Source organism: Oceanospirillum beijerinckii DSM 7166, assembly GCF_000422425.1.
Classification (GTDB): Bacteria; Pseudomonadota; Gammaproteobacteria; order Pseudomonadales; family Halomonadaceae; genus Oceanospirillum; species Oceanospirillum beijerinckii.
The window spans coordinates 103218-129137 of the sequence record NZ_AULT01000012.1 but is presented as its reverse complement, the minus strand read 5'-3'; the positions used below and the strand labels follow the sequence as shown (position 1 = coordinate 129137).

Here is a 25920-nt window from a genome sequence, read left to right as displayed (position 1 = left end):
CTGTGGAAGCTGTGGAAGCTGTGGAAGCTGTGGAAGCTGTGGAAGCTGTGGAAGCTGTGGAAGCTGTCCCTCAGCCTGAAGTTAATGTATCAGCAGTGCAAGCGTCTGAAACAGAAAGGTCGGCCGAAACAGCACCCGTTGCAACATCTGAGGCTAATCAACCTGAGGCCGTTGAGGAGAAGACGGTATCGCCAACCGTGCAGACTGTACCAGTACCGACTCAGCCAGCGGCTCAAACAGCTGCGCCAGCAAACACCACCCCTCGCCGTAAGAGTACACGGGGGAAAACCTCACGTCGCACTAATACCCGCCGTACAACGGCTAATAAAACAACACCAAAATCTGCTGATCCAAGCTGATTTTTATTAGAACCACTGCAGGGCATTAGCCCTGCAGCCTCCTATATCTACGAACCTCTACGAACTCATCCCACCTTTCTTCCTCTGAATCCGTACAGTCCCATATAAAACCGTCAGAAGCTGTACTGAGACGATGCTCAGCACCACATAGGGCCAGCCGTAATGGCTGTAGAAAAACGCTGAACTCAACGCACCACAGCAGCCGCCTGTATAATAGAAAAAGAGATATATGCCGTTGGCATAACGAATTGACCCAGCGGGTAAGTCAGCGATCATGTAATTGGCCAACGACTGGGCCATATACGCGGTCACTGAGAAGGCCGCCACAGACAGCGCTATCAGCCAAAGATCCGATAACAGAGACGCCAATACCGATAACGCACTCAGGCAACAAACCAGCAGTAAAGCAACACCCTGTCCGAAACGACGAGCCAGTGATAACGCCAGAGGAGGAAAGAAGATAGCCAATACCGCCGTCAGATAGATCAGCCCTGAATCACTGGCATTTAAGCCAAACTCACCAGCCAGGCGCAGACCGATAGCCGTGTAGAGGCTGCTTTGCGAAAACAGAATACAAAAACCAATCACCAACAATGTATTCAGGCGAAAGCGGGTCGAGTCACTGAGTTCACGCCAGCGACTGATCCGGGTCTCTGTGCCGGATGACACAGTTGACGAAGAATCAGGCTCATCGCGAAACAGATCCGCATGTTGTCGGATAATCACCAGGACGATCATCATCGCAGCAGCAGAACAGATAAAACCACTTTGCCAACCCAGATGATCTACCAGCCAAGCCGTACCAAAACGACTGGCCACACTGCCCATAATCGTACCGGTGACATAAGCAGATATCACCGCAGAGCGCTTGCCTGCCGTTCCACTGCCCGATGCTCTTAGCAAAGCGGACAGGATCAAAGGAATTAAAATACCCTGAAACATACGCACAGCCAGTAGCTGCCACTGCTCACTGACCAGCGCCAATGCCAGGTTAGCCAAAGCCATCAACAGAAAGGCCACACAGATTAGGGTATAACCCCGTATATGGGCCGTCAGAGGTCCGCTGAATAAGGCCATCAACGCCAGGCTTAACAGAGTTGCCATATTCAATGGACCAGCCTGGGTCCCGGACACCACGAAAAGCTGGTGTAACTGGGGGTATAAGGACTGCAGTTGGTACAGATTGAAGAACGCCCCGGACGAGGTGATAAAGATGATTAAAACTTGCATGAGACCCTCCGTTCTTTGAGAATCCCACAGGTGTTTCACTTAGAGAATGTCCGTTTTCAGATCACTGTGATACGGCAAAGGAATCAATTAATGGACATGAAGCAGCTGAAGTATTTTATTGCAGTGGCGGAGGAGCTGAACTTTCGCCGGGCAGCGGAACGCTTGTGCATTACTCAGCCGCCTTTGAGCCAGCAGATTCGCCAGTTGGAAGATGAACTGGGCACACCTTTACTACTGCGTAATACCCGTCAGGTCAGCCTGACACCTGCCGGAGAATACTTTCTGCATAAGGCCCGGCATATTATTCAGCAAACCCATCAGGTCAGCCATGAAGTGCGCGATATAGGCCAGCAAACGGTTCGCCCCATACGTATCGGCTACTCAGGCACCAGTACCTTTGTCACACCTGTGATGCAGGCCCTGAAAGACTATGCCAGCCTACACCCCGATATTCGGCTGAATATGACTTGCACTAATGCCGGAGACCTGCAAAAACAGCTATTAGCCGGTCAGCTGGATTTAGCACTAATACGCAGCAGCCAACCTCCTGTCAGTGTAGAAATCAATTATCGCCACCTGTCAGAAGAGCCGTTTTTCTTATTAATACCGCAAGAAAACAGTCTGGCTCAGGCAACACAAGTTCAGCCCGAGCAGCTGAAGGCGATAACGCTGATTACCTACCGTCGCAGTGATAATACCGCTCTGCGCCAGCAGATTGATCGTTACCTGATAGAAAATACCTGCCAACCTGCCGATATTATCGAGGTTTCAGATATCGCCGCCATGGTGAATATGGTGCAATTTGGACTGGGACTGAGCTTACTACCGGAAAGTGTTGCCCTATCTTTTTCCGGCCAATTGACAGCACGTCCAATCAGCGGCAAGGCCAACAGCATAGGCTTATATCTCTGCATTACCGCTCAAAGTGTAGCTGAAGCTTACCCCTTGTTCGAAGAGCTGGGTTCAAGCCTTCATAAACAGGTATAGCATAAATCTTACTGATATATGGTGCTGAAAATGCAATACATCGCTGACTTAAATATTTGAGTAAACGGCACAGATACGTGCGACCACTTACTCAGATAAAGCAATAACTCACCTATACAAGGACAAGGAAAGTGATCGCTCACCAGACAAAACGTGCTCTACCTTATCATGGCTAAACTCTGAGCATCGCCTCATACCCATGTATTAGTCACGGATAAAATACGACCTGATTTATGCAACAATCAGCTGATTACGGCCACCTTCCTTCGCTTGGTAAAGCGCCTGGTCTGCACTTTCCATCAAGCTTTCCAGGTCTTCGTCGTTACGCACCTTAAGCCCCATACTAATGGTGACCGACAGCGTATGCTCAGGCAGCTCAATTTCAGCCTCTTCAATCGCCATACGTACCTCTTCCAGGCGCTGCACCATTAACTCTGCCGTCATATCATAGAAAATAATGCAGAACTCTTCACCGCCTAAGCGGGCTAAAAGGTCTTCTCCCCTTAGCTTTTTCTGCATCAGGTTAGCGACATGCTTTAATACCTCGTCACCACCATTATGGCCATAGGTATCATTTACCCGTTTAAAGTGGTCTATATCCATCATTGCCAAGCCGATATTCGCATTCTTTTTCTCCGCTCTATCGAGCAGGGAGTTGGCATGGGGATAAAAATACTGGCGGTTATGCAAGCCCGTCAGGAAATCTTTATACGCGGCGTCCTGCAATTCACGCATACTGACCAACAGATCCATAATATTGTTGATACGACTGTAGAATTCCTCAACGGTGAAGCCTTTATACATAAAATCATTAGCGCCGCATTTTAGAATCTGGGCTGGTATCTGCTGATCCATCTGGCCCGAGACGCCAATCACAGGTAACTGGGCTGAAGTATACTGCTTACGGATACGACGAATGACATCATAGCCACTCATACCAGGCAACTGATAATCCAACAGAACCATGGATATATCATTATTGGCACGGGAGAGTATATCGACCGCTTCTTCACCACTGAATGCAGTAATTACCTGATAATGCTGACGTTGCAGCAGCACTTTGAGATAGGTGCAATAAGTCGGGGAATCGTCAACAACCAACACCTTATGGGATTCATTGCGCAGTAGGCGGGAAACCAGATCAACCACATCCTGAAGACCATCCTGATCCTTGAAGAAGTAATCGATCACATCCTTATCCATCACTACTTGCCGGGTTTCGGCATCCAATGCACTGGTCAGAGCGATAGCAGGTACCTGATTCTCCAGAGCAATATCCAGCATTTCCCCTTCTCTAGCATCCGAAAGAATCAAACCACTGACCACAGCCAGATATTGGCCGGGGTAGGTTTGCAGTAACCGCTGTGCTTCCTGGCAGCTTTTGACGGAATCAATTGCCAGCTGATTAACCTTACTTCGCAGAGTTTCAGCTAATACGTCTCTAAAAAAGATTGAGTTATCAACAACTAGCAGCCTGGATCTAGGCTCGCGTCTCTGACTGGACATGCAAGAGTCCTGTTTGCAGTGAAAAAGTTATCCTTTCTATTCTAAAGATTATTTTAGCAATGTGAAAAACAAAAAGTTACAAATCCCTTTGACGCTTTAAAACTTTAGACTAAAGGCTATGAATTTAAGCTTTACGAAAGCTTAAATCCTATTAATTCAGCCCTCTGAGGAGAGAGCCATATTCTAAGATCATCCATTAGATGAATATGGCTTTTTTCGCTTCAGGGAGCAGTTTATTCAGGGGGGTATTCGCTACTATTAAATCCAGTTCAGACGCTAACTAGTACGGGTTTAAGTAGATCATCCGCCAGGAATGCCCACTGCTCGGGCCAGTTCTCAACCGGAGAACGCCCTGTCCGGCTAAATTGCTGGATACGGCCTTCAGCCAGAGAAGTTAACATCTGAGCGGTGACCGGTACCGGCATCACCGTTTTCATCTGATCACGAATCTCTGCCTCACGCAGAATCTGCTTGAGTTGGGTTTCCAAGCGCTCATAGAACTGAGAGACACGGGCACGTAAACGATCATCTTCACCCACCAGCGCTTCACCTGTCAGAATTCGACACAAGCCTGGGTTCTTATCGGCAAAGGCCAGCAACAGAGTCAGAATATGTTCACAGCGATAGATTGCCTGAGGTTCATCCTGCAGAATACGCGTCACCCGGGTGAAAACCGCTTCCTCGATAAACTCGATCAAACCCTCAAACATTTTCGCCTTGCTGGCAAAATGGCGATATAACGCGGCTTCCGATAACCCCACTTCCTTGGCTAAGGAGGAGGTTGTAATGCGAGTACCGGGATTCTTCTCCAGCATCTGTACCAGAGACTGCAGAATCTGCTCCTTACGGGAAGTTTTCGCTGTTTTTTGCTCGTTTGCCTGAGTCATAAAAATTCCAAATTGCCAGCTTTTCTCAGCAAGGTGCCATCCAAAGATGGCGCCATTTTATTCTTCGTTGGTAATCAGTGTACCCACACCTGCATCGGTAAATATCTCCAGCAGGGTGGCGTGTGGTACACGACCATCAATAATATGCGAACTCACCACACCGTGCTTGACCGCGCTCAAGGCACAACCAATTTTCGGCAACATGCCGCCGTAAATGGTACCATCGGCAATTAAATCATCGACCTGTTCTGTACTCAGGCCCGTCAGAATATCACCATTCTTATCCTGCAAACCGGCAACATTGGTTAACAGCATCAGCTTTTCAGCCTGCAATGCTTCAGCGATTTTACCCGCTACCAGATCCGCATTGATATTGTAGGAGCGGCCTTCCTCATCGACACCAATCGGCGCGATAACAGGAATAAAGTCCTTCTGCACCAGCATATCCAGAACATCAGTGCTGACTTTCTGCACCTCACCAACATGACCGATATCGATGATTTCAGGTGCTGTCATTTCCGGGGTTTTGTGGGTCACCTTCAGCTTGGACGCCTGAATCATGCCACCGTCCTTACCCGTCATACCCACCGCTTTACCGCCGGACTGATTGATCAGGCTGACAATCTCTTTGTTCACCAGACCACCCAGCACCATCTCAACCACATCCATGGTTTCGCTGTCAGTCACACGCATACCGTTAACAAAACGGGACTCAATATTCAAACGATCCAGCAGCTCACCAATTTGAGGGCCACCACCATGCACTACGACAGGATTGATGCCAACTTCTTTCATCAACACAATATCGCGGGCAAATGATGCCTTGAGGTCTTCATCTGTCATGGCGTTACCGCCGTATTTGATCACGATGGTTTTACCGGAAAAGCGCTGAATATAGGGTAGCGCCTCACTCAGAACCTTAACCACTTCAATGGCGTGTTGGGTGTTTGCTGTCATGCTGATTCCTGTGTTCCTGCATCAGTTCGAAAGGGTGGCGGCTCAGTGAACCGCAGGTCTATCGATTTTTTAATCAATGGGCTTCCAGCTCAAGACCGGGCTGGATTTTTTCTAATTCATTAACAAAGGTTGACCGAATTCGCTCCAGCGCCTGCTCGGTCTTGGCTTCAAATCTCAGTACTAACACTGGTGTGGTATTGGACGCACGGCACAAGCCCCAACCATCAGCGTAATCCACACGGATACCGTCAATCTGGTTGATACTGCCGTCACCAAACTGGCCTTCTTCTGCCAGACGGCGTACCAGTTCAAATTTGTTGTCATCGGTGACCTGAATATTCAGTTCTGGCGTGCTGATATCTTCTGGATATTTTTCAAACAAGCTAACAGAATCCAAACCACTGGCGGCTAAAATTTCTAATAATCTGGCAGCACTGTACAAAGCATCGTCAAAACCAAACCAGCGTTCTTTAAAGAAGATATGGCCACTCATCTCACCCGCTAAAGCCGCACCGGTTTCTTTCATACGCGCTTTAACCAATGAATGTCCGGTTTGCCACATTTCAGCTTCACCGCCGGCTTGTTCAATAACACGGGCCAGATTACCGGTACACTTCACGTCAAAGATAATCTTGGCACCGGGATTGCGCTGACAGACATCCTCAGCAAACAGCATCATCAGCTTATCAGGATAGATTAATTGGCCACTCTGCGTAACAACACCCAATCGATCACCATCGCCATCAAAGGCCAGACCAAGATCTGCCCCGGTTTCTTTTACCTTGGCGATCATATCCACCAGATTGGCAGGTTTACCTGGATCTGGGTGGTGGTTCGGGAAGTTACCGTCAATTTCGCAGAACATAGAAACAATATCGCAGCCCAGCTCGCTGATCAGCTGAGGTGCCATCTCGCCAGCGACACCGTTACCACAGTCCACAACGACTTTTAGGGGGCGGGCCAGTTTGACATCATCCAGAACGGTTTGCAGGTAGGCAGGACGGATATCTATTGCTTCCAGAGCACCTTCGCCTACCGCCAGATCACCTTCTATGATACGACGATGCAGATCGGTAATCGCTTCGCCATACAGAGTCTCACCGGCCAGCACAATCTTCAGACCATTATAGTCCGGTGGATTATGGCTACCCGTCAGCATCACACCAGAAGAGGTGCCTTCGAAATGGGATGCGGCAAAGTACAACACAGGTGTCGGCACCATGCCTACATCGATCACATTCACACCTGAAGCACGAATGCCTCGAATCAGGGCAGCACTCAATACAGGGCCGGATAAACGACCGTCACGGGCAACCACTACGCAGTGATCACCCCGGGCAGCGGCTTCAGTACCGATGGCTTGTCCAATCTGCTGCACACCGGCTTCGGTCAGGGTATCCCCGACCACACCACGAATATCATAGGCCCGAAAGATCGAGGCTGGCACTGTCATGCTGTTATCCTGTTTACGATGAGTGGTAAAAAATTAATACGGGCTATCAAAACTCAAACGCCTGTCAAAAAGGGCTTTGGCTGTAGTTCAGAACCAAGAGTTCAGGGCCAAGAGTTCATGACTAAGTATACCAAGCTCTTAGCGGTTTAATGATGATGTTGAGTTACGGATAGTGACGATTTATTGACGACCGGAGTGACCAAAACCACCAGCACCGCGCTCGCTCTGATCGAAGTCATCGACGATATTCAGTTGCGCCTGAATCACAGGTACCAACACGTATTGAGCGATACGCTCACCGGGCTCTACCGTAAAAGCCGTTTGACCACGGTTCCAACATGAGATCATCAGTTCACCCTGGTAGTCAGAGTCGATCAGACCGACCAGATTACCCAGCACGATACCGTGTTTATGGCCCAGGCCAGAGCGTGGCAGGATCACACCGGCCAACCCCGGATCAGCAATATGAATCGCCAGACCGGTGCCAATCAGTACAGTTTGACCCGGTTCAATCGTTACAGGCTCATCCAGACAGGCGCGCAGATCCATACCGGCAGAACCGTCAGTGGCGTAAGTCGGCAGTGGCAGTTCCTGGCCAATTTTAGGGTTCAGAATTTTGACGTCTAAAGTACTCATGGGGTAACCGTTATAAAGTCGCAGCGAGCTGCGATGATTGTAAAAAGTGTTCACTGATCTGCTCGATCAGCTGGCCAGCCAGATCTGTTTTACTGGCCTGATCCGGCTGATAGCGTCCTATTTTTGGCTCAGCCTGATCGCTGTCTGTAGCCTGTTCACCCGCAATACGCCACAGCACAGTGACCGCATTTTGATCACTGTTAAAACCGATATCGGTGCGGGACACATCATTGGCGATAATCATATCCAGGTTTTTACGCACTAACTTACCGGCAGCGTAATTTTCCACATCCTGGGTTTCCGCAGCGAAGCCCACGGTAAAAGGACGCTGGGCGTGGCTGGCAACCGTTGCCACAATATCCGGGTTCTGCACCAAGCGCAGCACCAGATCATCCTGTCCCGGCTTTTTCTTCATCTTCTGATCTGCAGCACTCTCGGCACGGTAATCCGCCACCGCTGCGGCAGCGATAAAGATATCGGTCTGTTCGATCACATTCAGACTAGCCTGCAGCATATCTTCAGCGCTTTGTATCGATACCAGATTGACACCTTCCGGGGCCTGAATCTGTACCGGACCGGCGATCAGATTAACCTGGGCACCAGCTTCCAGGGCGGCCTTAGCCAAGGCAAAGCCCATCTTACCGGAGCTATGATTACTGATGTAACGCACGGGATCTAAAGCTTCACGGGTGGGACCTGCGGTAATTGTCACTACCTTGCCAGCTAGAGAACCTGCTTGAGCGGTAGAGTCCGCCTTAGCCTTAATGCAAGGCGTTGCAGTCGCATTTTGCAGTGCAGCCTTATCCTGACGATGCTCAGTCACTCGTTGGAAAATAGCTTCCGGCTCCAGCATACGACCCGGCCCTATATCACCACAGGCTTGCTCGCCCTGATCAGGGCCCAGCAGACGATAACCGTAATCCTGCAGTGTTTCAGCATTCATCTGAGTGGCTGGATGACGCCACATGGCCTGGTTCATCGCAGGAGCTAACAGGATATCTGCTTCGGTAGCCAGACATAAAGTCGTCAGCAGATCATCGGCCATACCGGCAGCCAAGCGCGCCATCACATCAGCACTGGCTGGAGCGATCAGAATGATATCGGCCCATTTAGCCAATTCAATATGCCCCATACCCGCTTCAGCCTCCGGGTCCAGCAGACTGGTGTGCACCGGATTGCCAGACAGCGCCTGAAAGGTCAGCGGTGTAATAAACGCCTGCGCACCTTCGGTCATCACCACGCGAACTTCGGCACCGGCCTTGATCAGCAGTCGGGTCAGCTCGGCGCTTTTATAGGCCGCAATACCGCCAGTTAAGCCCAGCAGGATACGACAACCTTGCAACATGTTTGAATCCTCAGATATGGCATTTATCGCTTCCGCAGACGGCCCTCACAGGCTCGCGGAAAAAGGCGTACAAGATAGCATGAGCCGTTCATGGCGTTAAGTATCATGTGAGGGCTTGCTCATTTTTTCACTTTGAACTAACACTTATTAATTCAACTCTAATATTTGTTATATCTTGTCTACACGGAGGTAGCCATGAGCTTGAAATGCTGGCCAGCACAAGAACGGCCTCGGGAAAAACTGCTGGATATGGGAGCACATGCTCTGAGTGATGCCGAGTTACTGGCAATTTTTCTGCGTACTGGGGTTCCTGGTAAAAATGCCGTCGAACTGGCAAGAGAGCTACTTCAGAACTTTCAAGGTCTACGCCCACTGTTGGAAGCGGATCTGAAAACTTTCTGCAGCCACCACGGCCTGGGGCCGGCCAAGTTTGTGCAACTACAAGCGATTCTGGAGATGAGCAAACGCCATATGATGGCTCGCCTGGAAAGCGGGGAGGCGATGACCAGCCCCGAACTGGCCCAGCAATATCTGATCAGCCAACTGCGTCACCTCGGCCATGAGGTATTTGCCTGCCTGTTTATGAATAATCAAAACCAGGTATTAGCCTTTGAACCTCTGTTTCGTGGCACCATAGATGCCGCCAATGTTTACCCCAGAGAGGTCGTCAAAAGAGCCCTGGAGCATAACGCCGCCGCCGTGATTTTTGCCCATAATCATCCCTCAGGCATTGCCGAACCCAGTCGCTCGGACGAACTGATTACCGATAAACTCAAACAAGCACTGGCACTGATCGACGTACGCGTGTTGGATCATTTTATCATTGGCAACGGAGAAACGGTTTCGCTTGCCGAACGCGGCTTATTGTAGATAATGGCATGGATTATCATGAATCAGCATAAAATCCTGCCAAAAACCATTAAAAACTTGTTTACCAGGGTACGTTCTGGTATAACAGTGCGCCTTTAAATTGATGGGTTGAAGCAAAGTGCCGTATTTTCCGGCCGGTTCGCTGATTCCCCCAGGTTTCTTGAATAGTTAAGACGCCTAGCTAGCGACTGGAGGCTAGAAAATGTCCAAAGTTTGCCAGGTTACCGGGAAGCGTCCTGTAACCGGAAATAACGTATCACACGCACAAAACAAAACGCGCCGTCGTTTTTCTCCTAACCTGCACACGCACCGCTTCTGGGTTGAAGCTGAGAAGCGTTTTGTGAAACTGCGCGTATCCGCTAAAGGTATGCGTATCATTGACAAGCAGGGTATCGAAAAGGTACTGGCTGACATTCGTGCTCGCGGCGTTAAGCTGTAAGCATTGAATTAAAGGAGAAGAATCATGCGTGATAAAATCAGAATGGTATCATCCGCTGGTACTGGTCACTTCTACACCACTACCAAGAACAAGCGTACTACGCCTGATAAGCTGGAAATGAAGAAATTCGATCCAGTTGTACGTAAGCACGTTATGTACAAAGAAGCTAAAATCAAATAAGATTTTTTCTTCTGAAAAAACCCGGTTTATGCCGGGTTTTTTTATGCCCGAAAAATACCCTAGTATCCAACTCAGTTATTGTTTTTACCCGAGGGAATACCATGCCTGAATTGCCTGAAGTAGAAACCACCCGCAAGGGGATCAGCCCTTACTGTGAACAGCAGACCGTAGCCAAAGTAATCGTACGTCAGCCCAAGCTGCGCTGGCCTGTACCGGATAACCTGGCTGAGTTGATCGAGGGCCGTACCATCCATGGGATTCAACGGCGTGCCAAGTACCTGTTAATGGCATTTGATAACGGCACCCTGATGATTCACTTGGGTATGTCCGGTAGCTTACGAGTGATGCTGCAACCAGAACCACCCCAGAAACATGACCATGTGGATATCACCCTGATCACTGGGCATACGCTGCGCTACCACGATCCCCGTAAGTTTGGTGGTTTCGTCTGGACCGAGCACCCCGTCGCCCAGCATAAGCTGATCGCTCATCTTGGCCCTGAGCCTCTGTCTGATGCCTTTACTGCTGAATATCTGAGCAGTCGCTGTCAGAAGCGTAAAACGGCGATAAAAAGCCTGATTATGGACAGCAAGGTCGTTGTGGGCGTGGGTAATATCTACGCCAATGAAGCTCTGTTTATGGCGGGTATTAATCCTCAGCAGGCCGCCGGTAAGCTATCGGAAGGTAAGACCTCGCTATTAGCCGAAAAAATCCGCTTTGTACTGAAGCGCTCTATCGAACAGGGCGGCACCACCTTAAGAGACTTTGTCGGTGGCGACGGCAAACCCGGTTACTTTGCACAACAACTCAATGTTTATGGTCGGGCAGGGCAGAGCTGTACAGAGTGTGGTTATAAACTGGAAGAAGTACGTCAAAGCAATCGCAGCAGTGTGTTCTGTGCCAAATGTCAGCCTCTGGTATGAATGCCAGATGTAAATCAAAGTGGTTACAAAACAGAAAATAACCATTCAAAAACAGGGTAGGGAAACACTATGTACGGCGCGATTAAACATATCCATCTGGTGTGTATAACACTCAGCATCACGCTATTTGCCCTGCGGGGTTTCTGGATGCTGGTCGATAGCCACTGGCTACAGAAACGCTGGCTAAACAGAGCGACTTATCTGATCGACACCCTGCTGCTGGGCAGCGCTATTAGCCTCGTAGTGATGCTTCAACAATACCCCTTTGTCGATCACTGGCTTACTGCCAAAGTCCTCGCTATGCTGCTGTATATCGCCCTGGGGGCTATCGCGCTAAGGCGGGGCAAGACAAAAGTCATCCGCACCCTCGCTCTGATAGGCGCTCTGGCCAGCGTGGGTTATATTATCGGTGCCGCCTTGAACCACCATCCCTTGTCCTGGCTGGCCAGTTAATATCATTAAACAGCGAAACAAACGTTTCCGATTCTGGATAATCCCTGTTACCCGCCATCCAGCATGGGGAGATCCATAAAAAAGATCGAATGACTTTTGTTTCGCGCTATACCCTTGGAAGATCCCTATGCGCATTGCGGTATTTAGTGCACAACCCTACGACAAAACCTATCTGGAACAGGAAAACCAGCACCTCGGTCACGAGCTGGTCTATTTTGATCTGCTGCTCAATGCCACCACTGCCGAAATGTGCAAACAGTTTGATGCGGTCTGTGTCTTTGTGAATGATGACCTAAGTGCACCTGTACTGCAGAAACTGAAGGATCAGGGTGTCCGCTATATCGCCTTACGCTGTGCTGGTTTTAACAATGTCGATCTGTTGGCTGCAAAAGCACTGCAGCTGCCCGTGGTGCGGGTCCCCGCTTATTCCCCGGAAGCGGTAGCTGAACATACTATCGCCCTGATTCTGACCCTGAACCGGAAAACCCACCGTGCTTTTAACCGGGTGCGCGAGCGTAACTTTGCGCTGAACGGCCTACTGGGTTTTAACCTGCACGGAAAAACTGTGGGGTTGGTCGGTACGGGTCAGATCGGTTTAGCCACCGCCAAGATCCTAAAGGGGTTTGGTTGTCAGCTGCTGGCCCATGATCCTTACCCCAATGAAGAATTTCTGACACTGGATGGCCATTATGTTTCTCTGGAAACCCTGTATCAGCAGTCCGATATTATCAGCCTGCATTGTCCGTTGACCGAAGAGAGTCATCATCTGATTAATCAGCATGCCATTGAAGCGATGAAGCCTGGTGTGATGTTGATTAATACCAGTCGCGGTGGGTTAGTGGATACTCCAGCACTGATCACGGGCTTAAAGAACCGAAAAATCAGCGCCTTAGGACTGGATGTTTATGAACAGGAAAGCCAGCTGTTTTTCCATGATCATTCCGGTGAGATTATTGATGACGAGCTGTTTGAGCGCTTACTCACCTTCCCGAATGTGATGATTACCGGTCACCAAGGCTTTTTTACCGAAGAAGCATTAAGCCAGATCTCCAGTACCACGTTGAATAATCTGGAGCAGCTGGCAAAAGGGGAAAACTGCGCGAACGAACTGACGCAAGCAATTGATTAGGGCCTCTATTGCTAACTTTCTGCCCCTGAATCTGGTCGGTTGGATAAGCAAAGCACCATCCAACATTTATTAACCATAATGGCTTCGACGCTGGATATCGTCAGAAGGCGCCTACAGCTTTTCCGACCTACGCATCGCATTCATTATCTATGCAGCGGCCTAAGGTCAAACTTAAGCCGCTGCATGGATTAAAGCCTCAATCGTCTAAGCTGCAATACCCATCTGCACCGCCTGCAGGATAAACGGCAGACTCACCATCGCTAGTAACGTCTGTGCCGTGGTAATCGTCGCCATTAGCGGTGCATCGCCACCTAATTGACGAGCCAGAATATAAGCTGAGGTTGCTGTCGGCATGGCGGCAAACAACAGCAGCACTGACAGCATCAGATGATCCAGCTCCAATACAATACCTATGGTCGCAGCGACCGCAGGCATCACCAGCAGCTTAATCACACTGGATGAGATCAGCGGCCAGGAAGCACTGCTTAAGCTTCTAAGGTCCAGCGCTACACCCACCGCCAACAGACCCAACGGCAACGCGGCCTTACTGACAATATCAAATGCTGACGCACTCCAACCGGGCAAACCGATACCCGCCAGATTTAAGCTGGCCCCCACCACACAGCCGATAATCAGTGGATTTTTCGTCATCGCCTTTAGCGTGCTGACAATCCCCCCGCCAGACTGCCCCGCAAACAGGCTAAAGATCACCACACACAGGATATTGACCAGCGGCACCATAATCGCAATGGTCACTGCCGCCATGGTCAGGCCCGCATCACCGTACATCGCTTCTGCAGCAGCGAGCACCACATAGGTGTTGAAGCGTATCGCACCCTGATAGATGGAGGTAAACGAGGGGCCGGATGAGGTCAGTACTGGTTTCAGCGCAACCAGAAACAGCGTCATAACCACCAGTAACGAGACAATCGCCAGCGCCAGCTGATCAATAGCAACCTCACTGATATCCGCATTGGCCATCTTACTGATCAGCATCACCGGAAACAGGAAGAAATAAGTAAAGCGCTCTGCCAATGGCCAGAAATCCCCGCCCGGAAAATTCAGTGGACGCAGAGCCACCCCAGCCATAATCACCAGAAAAACGGGCACCAGAGCATCCAGAATCAGTGTCATCGGTCTAACCTCATCGTATACACACTTAATATCGACACGAGAAATGACGCCACCATAGCGGCATAACTCAGCAGCTCAAAAACAAAGCCGAAGTTTAACGATTACCCACTCAAACACCTACCTTGAAGCAGATAAAAACAGCCTGTAATGGGTAGATAAATTCCAAACTTTTGCGGCAGAAAATCGATCTTTAAATCTTCACTCAGGCAGCCGCTTTATCGCGCTATATAATAGAAATTGTGCGGCATTTGGTCACACGGCAGGCCAAATTTTTTTCGTTAAACTCTAGCAAAATATAATTGGGCAAAAACGATGTCTGCAAATCAGATGAAACTGCTCTGGAGCCTGACCGCTGCTGCACTGCTGGTCATGCTGCTCTATCTGGGCAACCACCTGCAGAGCCTGATGGAAGTGGATGAAAACAGCACGCCGGGTTGCGTGATTGATCAGGGCCAATGTCAAGTCACACTGGACTCGGGGCAGACACTGAACATACATTTATCCCCTTGGCCAGTGCTGGCACTGCAACCGTCAAATTTTACCATACGAGCACAGGGCATACGCCTGAACTCCGCCAAGATGGCTCTGACGGGTAAAAATATGTACATGGGCATACATCAATATGCCTTTAACCCAACCGACAAACGCAATGAGCTGGCTGTAACCGGCACCATTAGCGTATGTACGGAACGGGTGATGCACTGGCGTGGTCGAATAGATCTGGACACCAACCAGGGACCAAAACAGGTTTGGTTTGATTTTGATGTGCTACAGCATTAACGGGATACCCAATGGATAGCTTTAAAAAACACTTTCTCAAAGCGCTGGTGATGCTGATCCCAGCAGTGGCTCTGGTCGCCGGTATGGAGTACTACCAGAAACAGCAGATGGAACAGGGCCAGACATCCGCTCAGATTGGCGGGACGTTTGTGCTGCAATCTGCTGACGGTCCTTTTGACCTGAGCCAGCAGGGCGACAAACTGAATGTGATCTATTTTGGTTATACCCAGTGCCCGGATATCTGCCCGACCTCGCTGTCGGTAATGGCTCACGCCTTTAAGCAGTTACCGGAAGAAGCCATGTCCCGCCTGCAGGGTATCCTGATTAGCGTTGACCCTGAGCGCGATACCCTGGAACACCTGAAAAACTACACCGAGTTTTTCCATAGCAATATTGTTGGCCTGACCGATACCCCAGAGAATATTAAAGCGCTGGCGGCACGTTATGGTGCCTTCTACCGGAAAGCCGAGATTGCTGGCAGTGCTATGGGTTATGCAGTCGATCACACGTCGATTTTTTATCTGACCAATAGTCAGGGTCAGGTGGTTGAGACCGTCAGCCACTCCGCCTCACCGGATGACCTGCTGGCCGCACTCAAACGTCAGCTCAAGCTGTAAGACGCTGCAACATGCAATAACTCACTAAAACAGAACAACAATCTCTTCTGAAACGATACTTATAAAGGAAAGCACCATGAAAAAATGGGTTATGAGTTTACTGCTGATGTTAACCGCACCTTTTGCCCTGGCCGGTCAGGTGGTGGATGTGATGCACCCTTACGCCCGTGCCGTGCCCGCAGGCCAGGAAAACTCCGCAATCTTTATGATGCTGAAGAATAATTCAGCCCGCCCGGTAAGCCTGATCAAGGCACAAAGCTCTGTGGCTGAGACTGTAGAACTGCACACCCATATGGTGCATGACGGTGTGATGATGATGCGTCAGGTGCCTGAGATCCAGATACCAGGCAATGGCTCTGTCAAACTACAGCCTGGTGGTTTCCATGTGATGCTGATCGGCCTGAAACAGCAGCTGAAAGAGGGCGAGAAGATTCGTGTCAAACTGCACTTCAGCAACGGTTCCATGAGCACTGTCGAACTGCCTGTGAAAAAAGTACAAATGGGCATGAAGCATCAGCACTGATATCACTACTGTTAAGCCTCGCTTAAACGGTCTTCCTATACCAAACCAGATAAGTAGTTGTAGGTTGGAAAAGCCGCAAGGCGCCTTCCGACAATTATCCGATATCGGAGTCAGTGTCGGATGGCGCTTCGCTTATCCGACCTACTCTGATATTAAGAAACTTATCGGGAATGGTATTAATAGTCAGAAACCCCCTCATGAGTGAGCAAACGTCATATAAAAAAGCCCCGGTGTATTCAATCAATACACCGGGGCTTTCTCCCTCTGCCAGATTAGCTCTGGACTTTAAACCGCGTCTGCACCGCTCTCGCCGGTACGGATACGAATCACCTGCTCCAGCGGTGACACAAAAATCTTACCGTCGCCGATCTTACCCGTGTTCGCCACTTTAGTGATCGCATCAATCACCTGATCAACGATGTCATCACCCACCGCGATCTCCAGTTTTACTTTAGGCAGAAAATCTACCACGTACTCCGCACCACGATACAGCTCGGTGTGACCTTTCTGACGGCCAAAACCTTTTACTTCTGTCACTGTGATGCCCTGAACGCCAATCTCAGACAGAGACTCACGTACATCATCCAGTTTAAAAGGTTTAATAATGGCAGTAACCAGTTTCATTATTATGCTCCTGTGCAAACGGCAACCCCATTTGGGTTATCGCTAGAATAGTATCCATCGTTTTAATCTGTGTATAGCATACTGCGATAACCGGCAATAAAAAAGGGCACCCTTAGGGTGCCCAATCAGTGAGGTCATGCCTCTATTCTATCGGTAAGATAGTTTTTCTAGGTAGATCTTATTTGTTAGTGAACTCTGGGTAAGCTTCCAGACCACACTCAGCAATATCAACACCGTCGTACTCTTCTTCTTCCGATACACGGATACCGATCACCGCTTTCAGTACACCCCATACCACCAGGCTTGCTACGAATACCCAGCCGAAGATTGAAACGATACCCAGCAGCTGTGCAGCGAACGTTGCATCAGTGTTGCTCAGAGGTACAGCCAGCAGACCCCAGATACCCACTACACCGTGTACAGAGATCGCACCTACTGGATCATCGATACGCAGCTTGTCCAGGAAGACAATGGAGAACACTACCAGGATACCGCCCACAGCGCCGATCATGGTTGAAGCGAAAGCGCTTGGAGACAGAGGGTCAGCCGTGATCGCAACCAGACCTGCCAGAGCACCGTTCAGTACCATCGTCAGATCAGCCTTACGGAACCACAGGCGAGCCAGGATCAGAGCCGCAATCGCACCGCCAGCAGCACCCGCATTCGTATTAACAAAGACTTGTGCAACCGCGTTAGCTTCACCTACATCAGACAGTTTTAGCTCGGAACCACCGTTGAAGCCGAACCAACCCATCCACAGGATGAAAGTACCCAGAGTCGCCAGAGGCATGTTACTACCAGGAATCGCATGTACTTCACCGTTAGGACCGTATTTACCCTTACGAGCACCCAGCATCAGTACGCCCGCCAGCGCTGCTGCAGCACCTGCCATGTGAACGATACCGGAGCCTGCAAAGTCAGAGAAACCTGCTTCACTCAGGAAGCCGCCACCCCATGTCCAGTAACCAGACGTTGGGTAGATAACACCCGTCATTACCACAGCGAAAGCCAGGAAAGCCCACAGTTTCATACGCTCAGCAACCGCACCAGACACGATAGACATAGAGGTCGCTACGAATACCACCTGGAAGAAGAAATCCGAACGAGCAGAGTAGTAAGGCGCATCCTCGCCACCGGCCAGTACGGCTTCAGTGGTGTTTTCATCGCCAATCAGGAAACCCAGGTTTGGCAGAATGCCACCGGAATCACTGCTGTACATGATGTAGTAACCACACAGCAGGTACATGGTACAGGCGATTGCATACAGTGCGATGTTCTTGGTCAGAATCTCAGTGGTGTTCTTAGCACGAACCAGACCGGCTTCCAGCATGGCAAAACCTGCTGCCATCCACATGACCAGCGCACCACAAATCAGGAAATAAAAGGTGTCAAGCGCATACTTGACTTGAACTAGATCTTCCATTGGAAAGGCCCTCCAAAGGCGGAAAAATTTTTAGTTAAACAGCACTCTTGCTGTTTACTTAAATAGCGTCAGTACCGCGCTCGCCGGTACGAATACGAACAATCTCTTCCAGTGCAGTAATAAAGATCTTGCCATCACCAATCTTGCCGGTATTGGCTGCACCGGTAACTGCTTCAACCACCTGATCAACCTGATCATCAGAAACAGCCACTTCCAGTTTTACTTTTGGCAGAAAATCCACCACATACTCCGCGCCGCGATACAGCTCGGTGTGGCCCTTCTGACGGCCAAATCCTTTCACTTCTGTAACCGTGATACCTTGAATACCAATATCTGATAAGGCTTCACGCACATCGTCCAGTTTGAACGGTTTGATGACTGCTGTGACCAGTTTCATTGGTTTACCCCTACACGAAAAAATCGTGACTCAATTAAATTAAAGTGTTCCTTAAAAATCTGTGGCTATTTACGGTGCATCACCTTTCAGCCAGCTTGCTATAGGTTTTGCATAGCTTGTGCCAACCAAAAAAACTTATTGTTTTTCATATGGTTAATAGTTTTTCACTGCATTTAGTGTTTAAAAAAACTATAAACGGAGCCAAAAGAGTGCACTGCGAAAAACCCTTGCCCCAGCAAATGCACCACTTTTGTGCAATTCAAACGCACCACAAAACAACGACCTTTTTTCGAGCATCCGATAGGCCCAACGCTCAAAAATAGCAGGGCTGAACTCCACACAAAGAAGCGGAAAATCCGTGCATTAACCTTATAAAAAGTGTGAGGTCACCTAACAGCGTCCAGCCAAAACAACCGTAACAAAGAGGCAATCCAGCAATAAAACAAGTACTATAGGGCGCAAATTAATTAGCGTTAGAAACAGGTCTTGCCATGTTAAAACCCGAAATGATTTCTGAGTTCACCCGTCAAATGAGCGAAAAACTGGGTGACAAAGGGTTACCCGGAGAAGCTGAACTGAAACGCCAGGTACAGTTGATCGCTGAAAACGCATTCAGCAAACTGAACCTGGTCACACGGGAAGAGTTTGATATTCAAAGTGAGATTCTGCTGCGCACCCGTAGCAAGGTGGATCAACTGGAAAAGCAAGTGAAAGAGATGGAAGCCGCTATTGCAAAACTGAGCAACTAACAACACGCCAGATAAAACCGTATCCACCCTCGCCTTGTCCGCTCAGATACACAGCCCACCCCTGCAGGATTCGTTCAATATAGATACAAATCAAAGTGGGCTGAACTTTTAATGCAGAAACTCACATATCCACCTTGAAGGCGTCATATATTGGAACTACGCTTGATTTTAATCCTGTAAAACACAGTTAACAGATACATACCCCAGCGATACCGGGCAGGATGCCCACCTTACCTTTAGCAAGGTGAGCCAGCCATCAACAGGGAAGTTTGCCATGACTCTAGCCGTACTCTACAGCCGCGCCTCTGTCGGCATCGACGCCCCGGAAGTGCGCATCGAAGTGCATCTCACCAACGGCCTACCTGGTTTAGCCATTGTTGGCATGCCCGAAACCGCCGTACGTGAAAGCAAGGACAGAGTCCGTAGCGCCCTGATTAACGCCGGTTTCGAGTATCCTCAACGCCGTATCACAGTTAATCTGGCTCCAGCGGATCTCCCCAAAGAAGGCGGGCGTTACGATCTGGCCATTGCCCTGGGGGTCTTAGCCGCTTCCAACCAGATCCCCGTCGATCAGCTGGCAGACTTTGAGTGTTACGGCGAACTTTCACTATCAGCCGAACTCAGGCCGGTATCCGGTATTCTGCCTGCCGCTCTGGCCTGCGCCCGCATTGGGCGCAAGATGCTCGTGCCAGGTCATAACGCCAGCGAAGCCTGCCTGCCACAGGACAATCAGGTCTTTACCGCCGACCATCTGCTGAAAGTCACTGCAGCCTTACACGGCCAGCAACAGCTGCCACAGGCTCAACTTCATCCAGAGCAGAGACAGCATCAACTTTTAAATATGCTTGATCTTATGGATGTTAAAGGCCAATTTCAGGCCAGAAGAGCCTTAGAGATCGCCGCCGCAGGACAGCACCATCTGCTCTTAGTCGGCCCACCGGGCACAGGAAAAACCCTATTAGCCAGCCGCCTGCCGGGTATCTTACCGGCCATGACCGAACAGGATGCCCTAGAAGTGATGGCGCTATCCTCCATCACCGGACGCTTTGATATGGAAGAGTGGGGCCAGCGGCCTTTTAGAAGCCCACACCACACAGCCTCTGGCGTAGCATTAGTCGGAGGAGGCGCACGACCGAAACCCGGTGAGATCAGCCTGGCCCATAATGGCGTCTTGTTTTTAGACGAACTGCCCGAATACGATCGCCGCGTATTGGAAGTGCTGCGTGAACCCCTGGAATCCGGCGAGATTCATATCTCCCGCGCCAATCAACAGGTTAAGTATCCCAGTAAATTCCAGTTAGTCGCCGCCATGAACCCCTGCCCCTGCGGCTATTTTGGTGATAGCCTGAGATCCTGTCGTTGTAGCGCCAAACAAGTGAAAAACTACCAAAGCCGTTTATCTGGCCCTTTACTGGATCGTATCGACCTGCAAGTCGCCGTTACCAGCCTGCCACCGGAGCAGCTCGCCAGCGTCAGCCCCGGTGAAGCCAGCTCGGTAGTCCAGGCAAGAGTCACCCAGGCCCACCAGAAACAACTCAGCCGAGCCGGTAAAAGCAATGCCCATCTTACTGGCAGAGAACTGGATCAACTAATACAACTGCAACCCAATGCCAGCCAACTCCTACAACAAGCCATGGAACAACTGGGCCTGTCGCCGCGCAGTTATCACCGCATCCTAAAAGTGGCTCGTACTATTGCAGATCTAGCAAACGAGGAGCAAGTAGGCGTTTCAGCCGTGTCTGAAGCCTTAGGCCTCAGACAACTGGATCGTTATATGCAACAGGTGGGGTAAAATTTGAGATATCCTGAGGCCAGACACTGTCTGTCTTATAACCCTCCGATGATCTATTATACTAAACCAGATAAGTTGTTGTAGGTTGGAAAAGCCGCAAGGCGCCTTCCGACAATCATCCGGTATCGGAGTCAGTGTCGGATGGCGCTTCGCTTATCCGACCTACTCTGATATCAAGAAACTTATCGGGAATAGTATTATTCGGCCCCTGCAAGATCGCAACAAAGCAGATTTTAGCTTTGAGAAGACAATACTCATCAACCAAACCGATCAAGCTGTTTCATAGCCTCCAGCAAAAACGCCCTCTGCTTCTCAGACAAAGCCGGGCAATATCCTTGCTCCAGATAATAGCCACTCACACTATCACTCTGCTGCCAGTCAAAAGTAGGTAAGGGTTTCTGTCGCAGTAGCTGATCCATAATCAGAAAGCTGTACCAGTCCACCAAGGGGGTAATATAGCCTTCCCCTCTTTGCAGTGACGGCGGGGAATAAGATGGACTAAAACTGCGCCAGGGTTGTTGCGAGATCAGGCTACCGGCGCGACCGGCACTGCCCCAATCTATTAGTGAGAGTCTTTGGCTTTTATGGCACCAGATCAGGTTGGCTGGTTTGATATCACTATGTACAACACCTTGTTGGTGGCTGTGTTGTAGCGCCGCAAACAGGTCGGAAATAATCGCCCGATAGTCACTACGGTTAATCTGATTCGAGCGAATCAGCTGATTAAGAGGCTGGCCGGGCACTTCGTGGGTTATCAGCCAGATGGGTGAACGAGAACAAGAGTGCTGAGAATGGGAGTGACGGGAATGAGAGTGTGCCGTATCGTTTGAAGCGGCGATTATATCAGGCAGATAATGACCCGATAAGCGTTGTAACCAGTACACTTCATTATTCAGCAGTTGCCGCTGAATGCTTTCTTCTGCGAACTTCAGATAGTGCCATTGGCTGGTCGCCTTGTGCCTGAGTCGCCAGACACAAGGGCTGATCTGACAGACCTCTGCGTAGTGATCCCATCGCTCGGATAAGAGTACAGGCAGAGACACTGTCAATGACATCAGATGCTTCCAGGCAGTTTCAGCTGATCAAAAAAACCTTTTACGAAAGGATTATGATCACCATCCACCCGTAGCAACACTTTTGCCGATGACTCGCCATAGTGTGCGGTCAGCTGACTGATCGCCCGCTCCTGAGTGGGCTGACCGTTTAAGTCCTGCGCCAACCGGAACCAGCTCCAGATACCTGGATAAGTTTGCTGAGACTGACTGGCATCGAGGTTTTTCAGACGTACATTCAGGTCCCAGGCCTCACTACCGGATATAGGCCAGCTAATATTTGTCCACAGGGATGGGCCATTACGGTAGCTGTAGATAACACGATCACTGGCGATTGAGAACTCCGTCAGCTGAGGTGTCATCTGCTGAGCCCGTACCGCGAATTTAAGCCCAAAAGTTTCAGCAATAAAGAAGGCGGATTGTATATCCGACACCGCTTCCATCGAGCGCCAGAAACCGGCGTTCAAACTCATGAAACGCCCAGGTAAAAAGCTGAGCAATACCGGATTACTGTTCTCACTGGCACTGAAATAGACCAGATACTGATTCGCAAAATCAGCCACTCTGCCTTTTGGAGCAAAGAAATCTTCAAAGGCTTTCAGGCTGACATCCATTGCAGACTGTTGGTTGAAGGGGTAGAAGCTGGCAATCTGGGCGTTATAGTGATCCAGCACATTACGCTGCCAGTCACGGTTAATCAGTGCCCGGATATCCTGCATCGCCAGGCTGTTCACCTGTTCGGACAATCCGGTCAGAATCGTGCGTAAGAGAGGACTCTGGTAGTTATCCGCCAGTGTCAGCGTACGCTCCAGAGGGCTGATGCTGGTTGCTTCGGCTAACTGAGTCAGGAAGTATTGCCCCCGGGATGCTTCGCCGGAGGCTTTTTTCAGCCACTCCTGAATCTGTATCAACTGGTTCAATGCAAGATCAAGACGGGTCAGACCGCTTTCATCCGCTTTAATCAGGTTATGATACGGCTCAAACGATTGTCTGATACCTTCTGCAACCCGATGGGCATTTTCCTGACGCTCTTCCGCCAGACGAGCCTGTTTGTCAGCTTCCTGCTGATCCGCATGCTTGGCAACCTTACTCGCTTTTCCCTTCAGCTTAACGCCAGCTTTCTTATCCTCTTCTGATTCGGCCTGAGCTATTTCAGCATCCGGGTTGGTATGATATGACACCAAACGATAAAAGCGCTTCAGCGGAGAAAAGACAGGATCACTCAACAGTGTCAGTTGCTGATGAGTGCTGGCCCAATTATCCGGCGACTGCCACTGCACCCCGGTTACCAGACGCTGCCAGTAAGCGGTATAGTCATCGATATAGCGCTGTTTCAGTTTACGGTTGATCCGGTTCAGCTCATTTTCATTGCTGATACGATCAATCACCCCTTCATATTCCTTCAGAGCTTCCTGCGCCAGCTGAAAACCCGTACGCTGCATCAACTCCCGGAAACCTTCATGGGTAAAGATATAGGGAATCATATAAGCGCCAGCCGCTTCATCAAATGCCAGCGTCTGACGGTAGTGCTGTCCCAGGCGTTCACGCATATCCAAACGCTCACTGAAGCCCGGTTGCTGCAGAATATGCTGATACAGAAGATCACTGATATCTTCTGTGGACAGGCGGTTTCTGACCAGCTCAACCAGAGGCTCATTATTCGCCGGAGGTACAACACCCGGTTTTAGCAAATCAGCAGCCAACTGACGAAAGTGCTCCAGTGTATCCGGGTCACCCTGCCCTTCTTCCTGCATGAAGTGGGTATAGTACTCCATCAGGGCATCGTTACTTTCCCGATCAGGGCTGAACAATAACTGCTGAAGATTAAACAGCTCCAGAGTTTTTACACGATCTTCCAGCTTGTTATAGACATATAAGTCCTTCATCAGATAGTCCCGCAGCACAATCAGCAGAATCTCTTTCAGCTCTGTCTGATAAGCCGCATAAGCGGGATGTCGGATACTTGGGTCAGGTAACCAGGACAGGACATACCAAGGCGGTTCTTCACTATAGATCAGGCTGACATTTCGCAGTTCGCTCAAACTGAAGATCGGTGATGCCAGATCATCGGTATCCGGTGGGTTCTCAGCCAGTTGGCGTTTGTAGCTTTCAGCCTGAGCTAATGCCCGGTCATCCAGCCCATGGAAATAATCAAAGTTGGCTTTCAGCAACCATAGGAAGCACAGGAAGAGCATGATCAAGCCGCTGGTCCAGGTAAACTTCATCACCCGATACAGACCTTCCCGGGTGGTATTTACCCCAACCAGGAAGCGCTCACTGAGGATATCCCGGCGCAACAACCGCTTGGCAAACAGGCCCCGGCCATGCACCTGAGCCTCACGTCCCTTGACTCGGTTCTGCTCCAGATCCGATGCGAGGTGCTGACTCAGAGGATCAACCGGCACGCTTTCCTTGTGAGTACTGGTAAAGAAGTAGCCCCGGAAATTCAGTGCGGTTTCTTCAAACTGATTATCCAGAAACAGGATTGAGAAATACTGCCCCAGCTCTGATTTCAACAGACCAAACTGGAAGGGTGCAGCCAACACAGAGGAGCGAAAATCCGCATTCAACTGCAATTTCAGCCCGGCACTGATCTGCTGTGTCATGGTGGCCTGTAACTGGTCAAACGATTGCTCAAACCACTGGCTGTCGTAACCGGGTTTATCCTGCACCGGCATCATGGCACCAAACGGCTCTTCCTGACGATGCTCATCCAGTACTGCAAAACTCTCACTGAAATCCGTCAGATCTGCCATACGGGTCAACAGGTTGTAAATCGGCAGATTAACACCCAGTTGTTTATTCAGAGCCTGCAACACCAGCTTCTGTTGACGCGCCAGAGCATCCAGCGCTGTTTGCTGAGTGGTTAACAGCGTTCTTACAGGCGTTGCAAGCAGCACCCCATTAGCCGCCTGACGCGGACGATAAGATTTCAGTTTTTTCAGCACCGTCTGCACACAGGCTTCTGTACCCGCATCCTGCCAATGATCCGGCAGGCTGACCAGCACTGCAAACTCACTGATCCAGAAATGTACGGGTAAATCATGGTCAGTACGATCATCCAACATCAGGGGCTCCATACCCATCTGACGCAACAGATGATCATCATCGGCCATCGACTGACTGTGTATGACAAAATACCAGGGGATCTGATACGGATCACTTTGACGGGGCTTTAGCTGACGCCAGCAAACATTAAACAGCGCCGCCGTGCGTTTCTGCTGCTGAGCGATACGTTGTTTCTGTCGTAACACCTCTTCCGAGGGCTGATTACGCAACTGCCTTAAACGCAACAACCGTATACCAAAGCTGAGCAATGCAGCAATCAACAGGGATATACCTGCACTTAACACCGGCAACCAGAGCGGCTGCCACTGCCACCACTCAAGCCAGAAACTACCCGCCCAAAACAGGGCAGACAGCACCAGCATCAGGAGAACAAATGGCCAGTAAGCCAGTTTTATCTTTTCCATCG

General features: G+C 49.9%; 26 protein-coding genes. 13 read left to right on the top strand and 13 right to left on the bottom strand.

Features of this window, described 5'->3' with window-relative positions:
* The coding region (locus tag H579_RS30050; protein WP_211224672.1) for a hypothetical protein at positions 1-359 on the top strand (359 nt) is incomplete at its 5' end.
* A gap of 57 nt (positions 360-416) precedes the next feature.
* Here the strand turns inward: H579_RS30050 and H579_RS0106070 are convergent.
* Entirely contained in the window at positions 417-1589 is a 1173-nt protein-coding gene (locus H579_RS0106070) for an MFS transporter (RefSeq protein WP_028299945.1), read from the bottom strand.
* 90 nt (positions 1590-1679) lie between these two features.
* Between H579_RS0106070 and H579_RS0106065 the strand changes: the two genes are divergently transcribed.
* Positions 1680-2576, top strand: a complete 897-nt coding sequence (locus H579_RS0106065) for a LysR family transcriptional regulator (protein ID WP_028299944.1) — start codon at positions 1680-1682, stop codon at positions 2574-2576.
* Between the two features lie 231 nt (positions 2577-2807).
* Here H579_RS0106065 and H579_RS0106060 read toward each other — a convergent pair whose 3' ends face one another.
* From H579_RS0106060 to coaBC, 6 genes are all read right to left on the bottom strand, one after another.
* Positions 2808-4082, bottom strand: coding sequence for a GGDEF domain-containing response regulator (locus H579_RS0106060; RefSeq protein ID WP_028299943.1), 1275 nt, complete (start codon positions 4080-4082; stop codon positions 2808-2810).
* 269 nt (positions 4083-4351) lie between these two features.
* Positions 4352-4969 carry a nucleoid occlusion factor SlmA gene (gene slmA, locus H579_RS0106055; RefSeq protein WP_028299942.1) on the bottom strand — a complete coding sequence of 206 codons (618 nt, stop codon included), beginning with the start codon at positions 4967-4969 and terminating at the stop codon, positions 4352-4354.
* A 57-nt stretch (positions 4970-5026) separates the two neighbouring features.
* Positions 5027-5926 (bottom strand): acetylglutamate kinase, encoded by a 900-nt coding sequence (gene argB, locus H579_RS0106050; protein WP_028299941.1) that lies wholly within the window; start codon positions 5924-5926, stop codon positions 5027-5029.
* 73 nt (positions 5927-5999) lie between these two features.
* Positions 6000-7379, bottom strand: coding sequence for a phosphomannomutase/phosphoglucomutase (locus H579_RS0106045; RefSeq protein WP_028299940.1), 1380 nt, complete (start codon positions 7377-7379; stop codon positions 6000-6002).
* Between the two features lie 180 nt (positions 7380-7559).
* A complete protein-coding gene (dut, locus tag H579_RS0106040) occupies positions 7560-8015 on the bottom strand; it encodes a dUTP diphosphatase (RefSeq protein WP_028299939.1) in 456 nt (151 codons plus the stop codon).
* A 10-nt stretch (positions 8016-8025) separates the two neighbouring features.
* A complete protein-coding gene (gene coaBC / locus H579_RS24450; RefSeq protein WP_036565505.1) occupies positions 8026-9360 on the bottom strand; it encodes a bifunctional phosphopantothenoylcysteine decarboxylase/phosphopantothenate--cysteine ligase CoaBC in 1335 nt (444 codons plus the stop codon).
* A 195-nt stretch (positions 9361-9555) separates the two neighbouring features.
* On the opposite strand from coaBC, the gene radC reads away from it, so the two are divergent.
* The 6 genes from radC to H579_RS0106005 all read left to right on the top strand — a co-directional run bounded on the left by radC (position 9556) and on the right by H579_RS0106005 (position 13354).
* Entirely contained in the window at positions 9556-10230 is a 675-nt protein-coding gene (gene radC / locus H579_RS0106030) for a RadC family protein (protein WP_028299938.1), read from the top strand.
* A gap of 202 nt (positions 10231-10432) precedes the next feature.
* A complete protein-coding gene (gene rpmB, locus H579_RS0106025) occupies positions 10433-10669 on the top strand; it encodes a 50S ribosomal protein L28 (protein ID WP_028299937.1) in 237 nt (78 codons plus the stop codon).
* 24 nt (positions 10670-10693) lie between these two features.
* A complete protein-coding gene (gene rpmG, locus H579_RS0106020; RefSeq protein WP_028299936.1) occupies positions 10694-10849 on the top strand; it encodes a 50S ribosomal protein L33 in 156 nt (51 codons plus the stop codon).
* A 101-nt stretch (positions 10850-10950) separates the two neighbouring features.
* The gene (gene mutM, locus H579_RS0106015) at positions 10951-11772 is read left to right on the top strand and encodes a bifunctional DNA-formamidopyrimidine glycosylase/DNA-(apurinic or apyrimidinic site) lyase (protein ID WP_028299935.1); all 822 of its coding nucleotides are present in this window, start codon (positions 10951-10953) and stop codon (positions 11770-11772) included.
* Between the two features lie 69 nt (positions 11773-11841).
* Positions 11842-12225, top strand: coding sequence for a SirB2 family protein (locus H579_RS0106010; RefSeq protein WP_028299934.1), 384 nt, complete (start codon positions 11842-11844; stop codon positions 12223-12225).
* Between the two features lie 127 nt (positions 12226-12352).
* The gene (locus H579_RS0106005; protein WP_028299933.1) at positions 12353-13354 is read left to right on the top strand and encodes a 2-hydroxyacid dehydrogenase; all 1002 of its coding nucleotides are present in this window, start codon (positions 12353-12355) and stop codon (positions 13352-13354) included.
* Between the two features lie 204 nt (positions 13355-13558).
* Here the strand turns inward: H579_RS0106005 and H579_RS0106000 are convergent, their stop codons facing one another.
* Entirely contained in the window at positions 13559-14488 is a 930-nt protein-coding gene (locus H579_RS0106000) for an AEC family transporter (RefSeq protein ID WP_028299932.1), read from the bottom strand.
* Between the two features lie 312 nt (positions 14489-14800).
* Here H579_RS0106000 and H579_RS27665 point away from each other — a divergent pair, with 312 nt between their 5' ends.
* From H579_RS27665 to H579_RS0105985, 3 genes are all read left to right on the top strand, one after another.
* Positions 14801-15268: a hypothetical protein gene (locus H579_RS27665; protein ID WP_051227356.1), complete on the top strand. Its 468-nt coding sequence runs from the start codon at positions 14801-14803 to the stop codon at positions 15266-15268.
* A gap of 11 nt (positions 15269-15279) precedes the next feature.
* A complete protein-coding gene (locus H579_RS0105990; protein WP_028299931.1) occupies positions 15280-15885 on the top strand; it encodes an SCO family protein in 606 nt (201 codons plus the stop codon).
* Positions 15886-15961: 76 nt separating this feature from the next.
* Positions 15962-16408 (top strand): copper chaperone PCu(A)C, encoded by a 447-nt coding sequence (locus H579_RS0105985; RefSeq protein ID WP_028299930.1) that lies wholly within the window; start codon positions 15962-15964, stop codon positions 16406-16408.
* 285 nt (positions 16409-16693) lie between these two features.
* On the opposite strand, the gene glnK (H579_RS0105980) is transcribed toward H579_RS0105985, so the two are convergent.
* The 3 genes from glnK (H579_RS0105980) to glnK (H579_RS0105970) form a co-directional block, all read right to left on the bottom strand.
* Complete coding sequence (glnK, locus tag H579_RS0105980) at positions 16694-17032, bottom strand: P-II family nitrogen regulator (protein WP_028299929.1); 339 nt, start codon at positions 17030-17032, stop codon at positions 16694-16696.
* A gap of 178 nt (positions 17033-17210) precedes the next feature.
* On the bottom strand, positions 17211-18455 hold the full coding sequence (locus tag H579_RS0105975; protein ID WP_028299928.1) for an ammonium transporter: 1245 nt from the start codon (positions 18453-18455) through the stop codon (positions 17211-17213).
* A gap of 58 nt (positions 18456-18513) precedes the next feature.
* On the bottom strand, positions 18514-18852 hold the full coding sequence (gene glnK, locus H579_RS0105970; RefSeq protein ID WP_028299927.1) for a P-II family nitrogen regulator: 339 nt from the start codon (positions 18850-18852) through the stop codon (positions 18514-18516).
* Between the two features lie 491 nt (positions 18853-19343).
* Here glnK (H579_RS0105970) and H579_RS0105965 point away from each other — a divergent pair, with 491 nt between their 5' ends.
* Together H579_RS0105965 and H579_RS0105960 are read left to right on the top strand one after the other, a co-directional pair.
* On the top strand, positions 19344-19601 hold the full coding sequence (locus tag H579_RS0105965) for an accessory factor UbiK family protein (RefSeq protein ID WP_028299926.1): 258 nt from the start codon (positions 19344-19346) through the stop codon (positions 19599-19601).
* A gap of 274 nt (positions 19602-19875) precedes the next feature.
* The gene (locus tag H579_RS0105960) at positions 19876-21393 is read left to right on the top strand and encodes a YifB family Mg chelatase-like AAA ATPase (RefSeq protein WP_028299925.1); all 1518 of its coding nucleotides are present in this window, start codon (positions 19876-19878) and stop codon (positions 21391-21393) included.
* A gap of 257 nt (positions 21394-21650) precedes the next feature.
* On the opposite strand, the gene H579_RS0105955 is transcribed toward H579_RS0105960, so the two are convergent.
* Positions 21651-22448, bottom strand: coding sequence for a protein kinase domain-containing protein (locus H579_RS0105955; protein WP_028299924.1), 798 nt, complete (start codon positions 22446-22448; stop codon positions 21651-21653).
* A complete protein-coding gene (gene tssM / locus H579_RS0105950; protein WP_028299923.1) occupies positions 22448-25918 on the bottom strand; it encodes a type VI secretion system membrane subunit TssM in 3471 nt (1156 codons plus the stop codon). Before tssM ends, H579_RS0105955 begins: the two co-directional genes overlap by 1 nt.
* Positions 25919-25920: the final 2 nt, after the last annotated feature.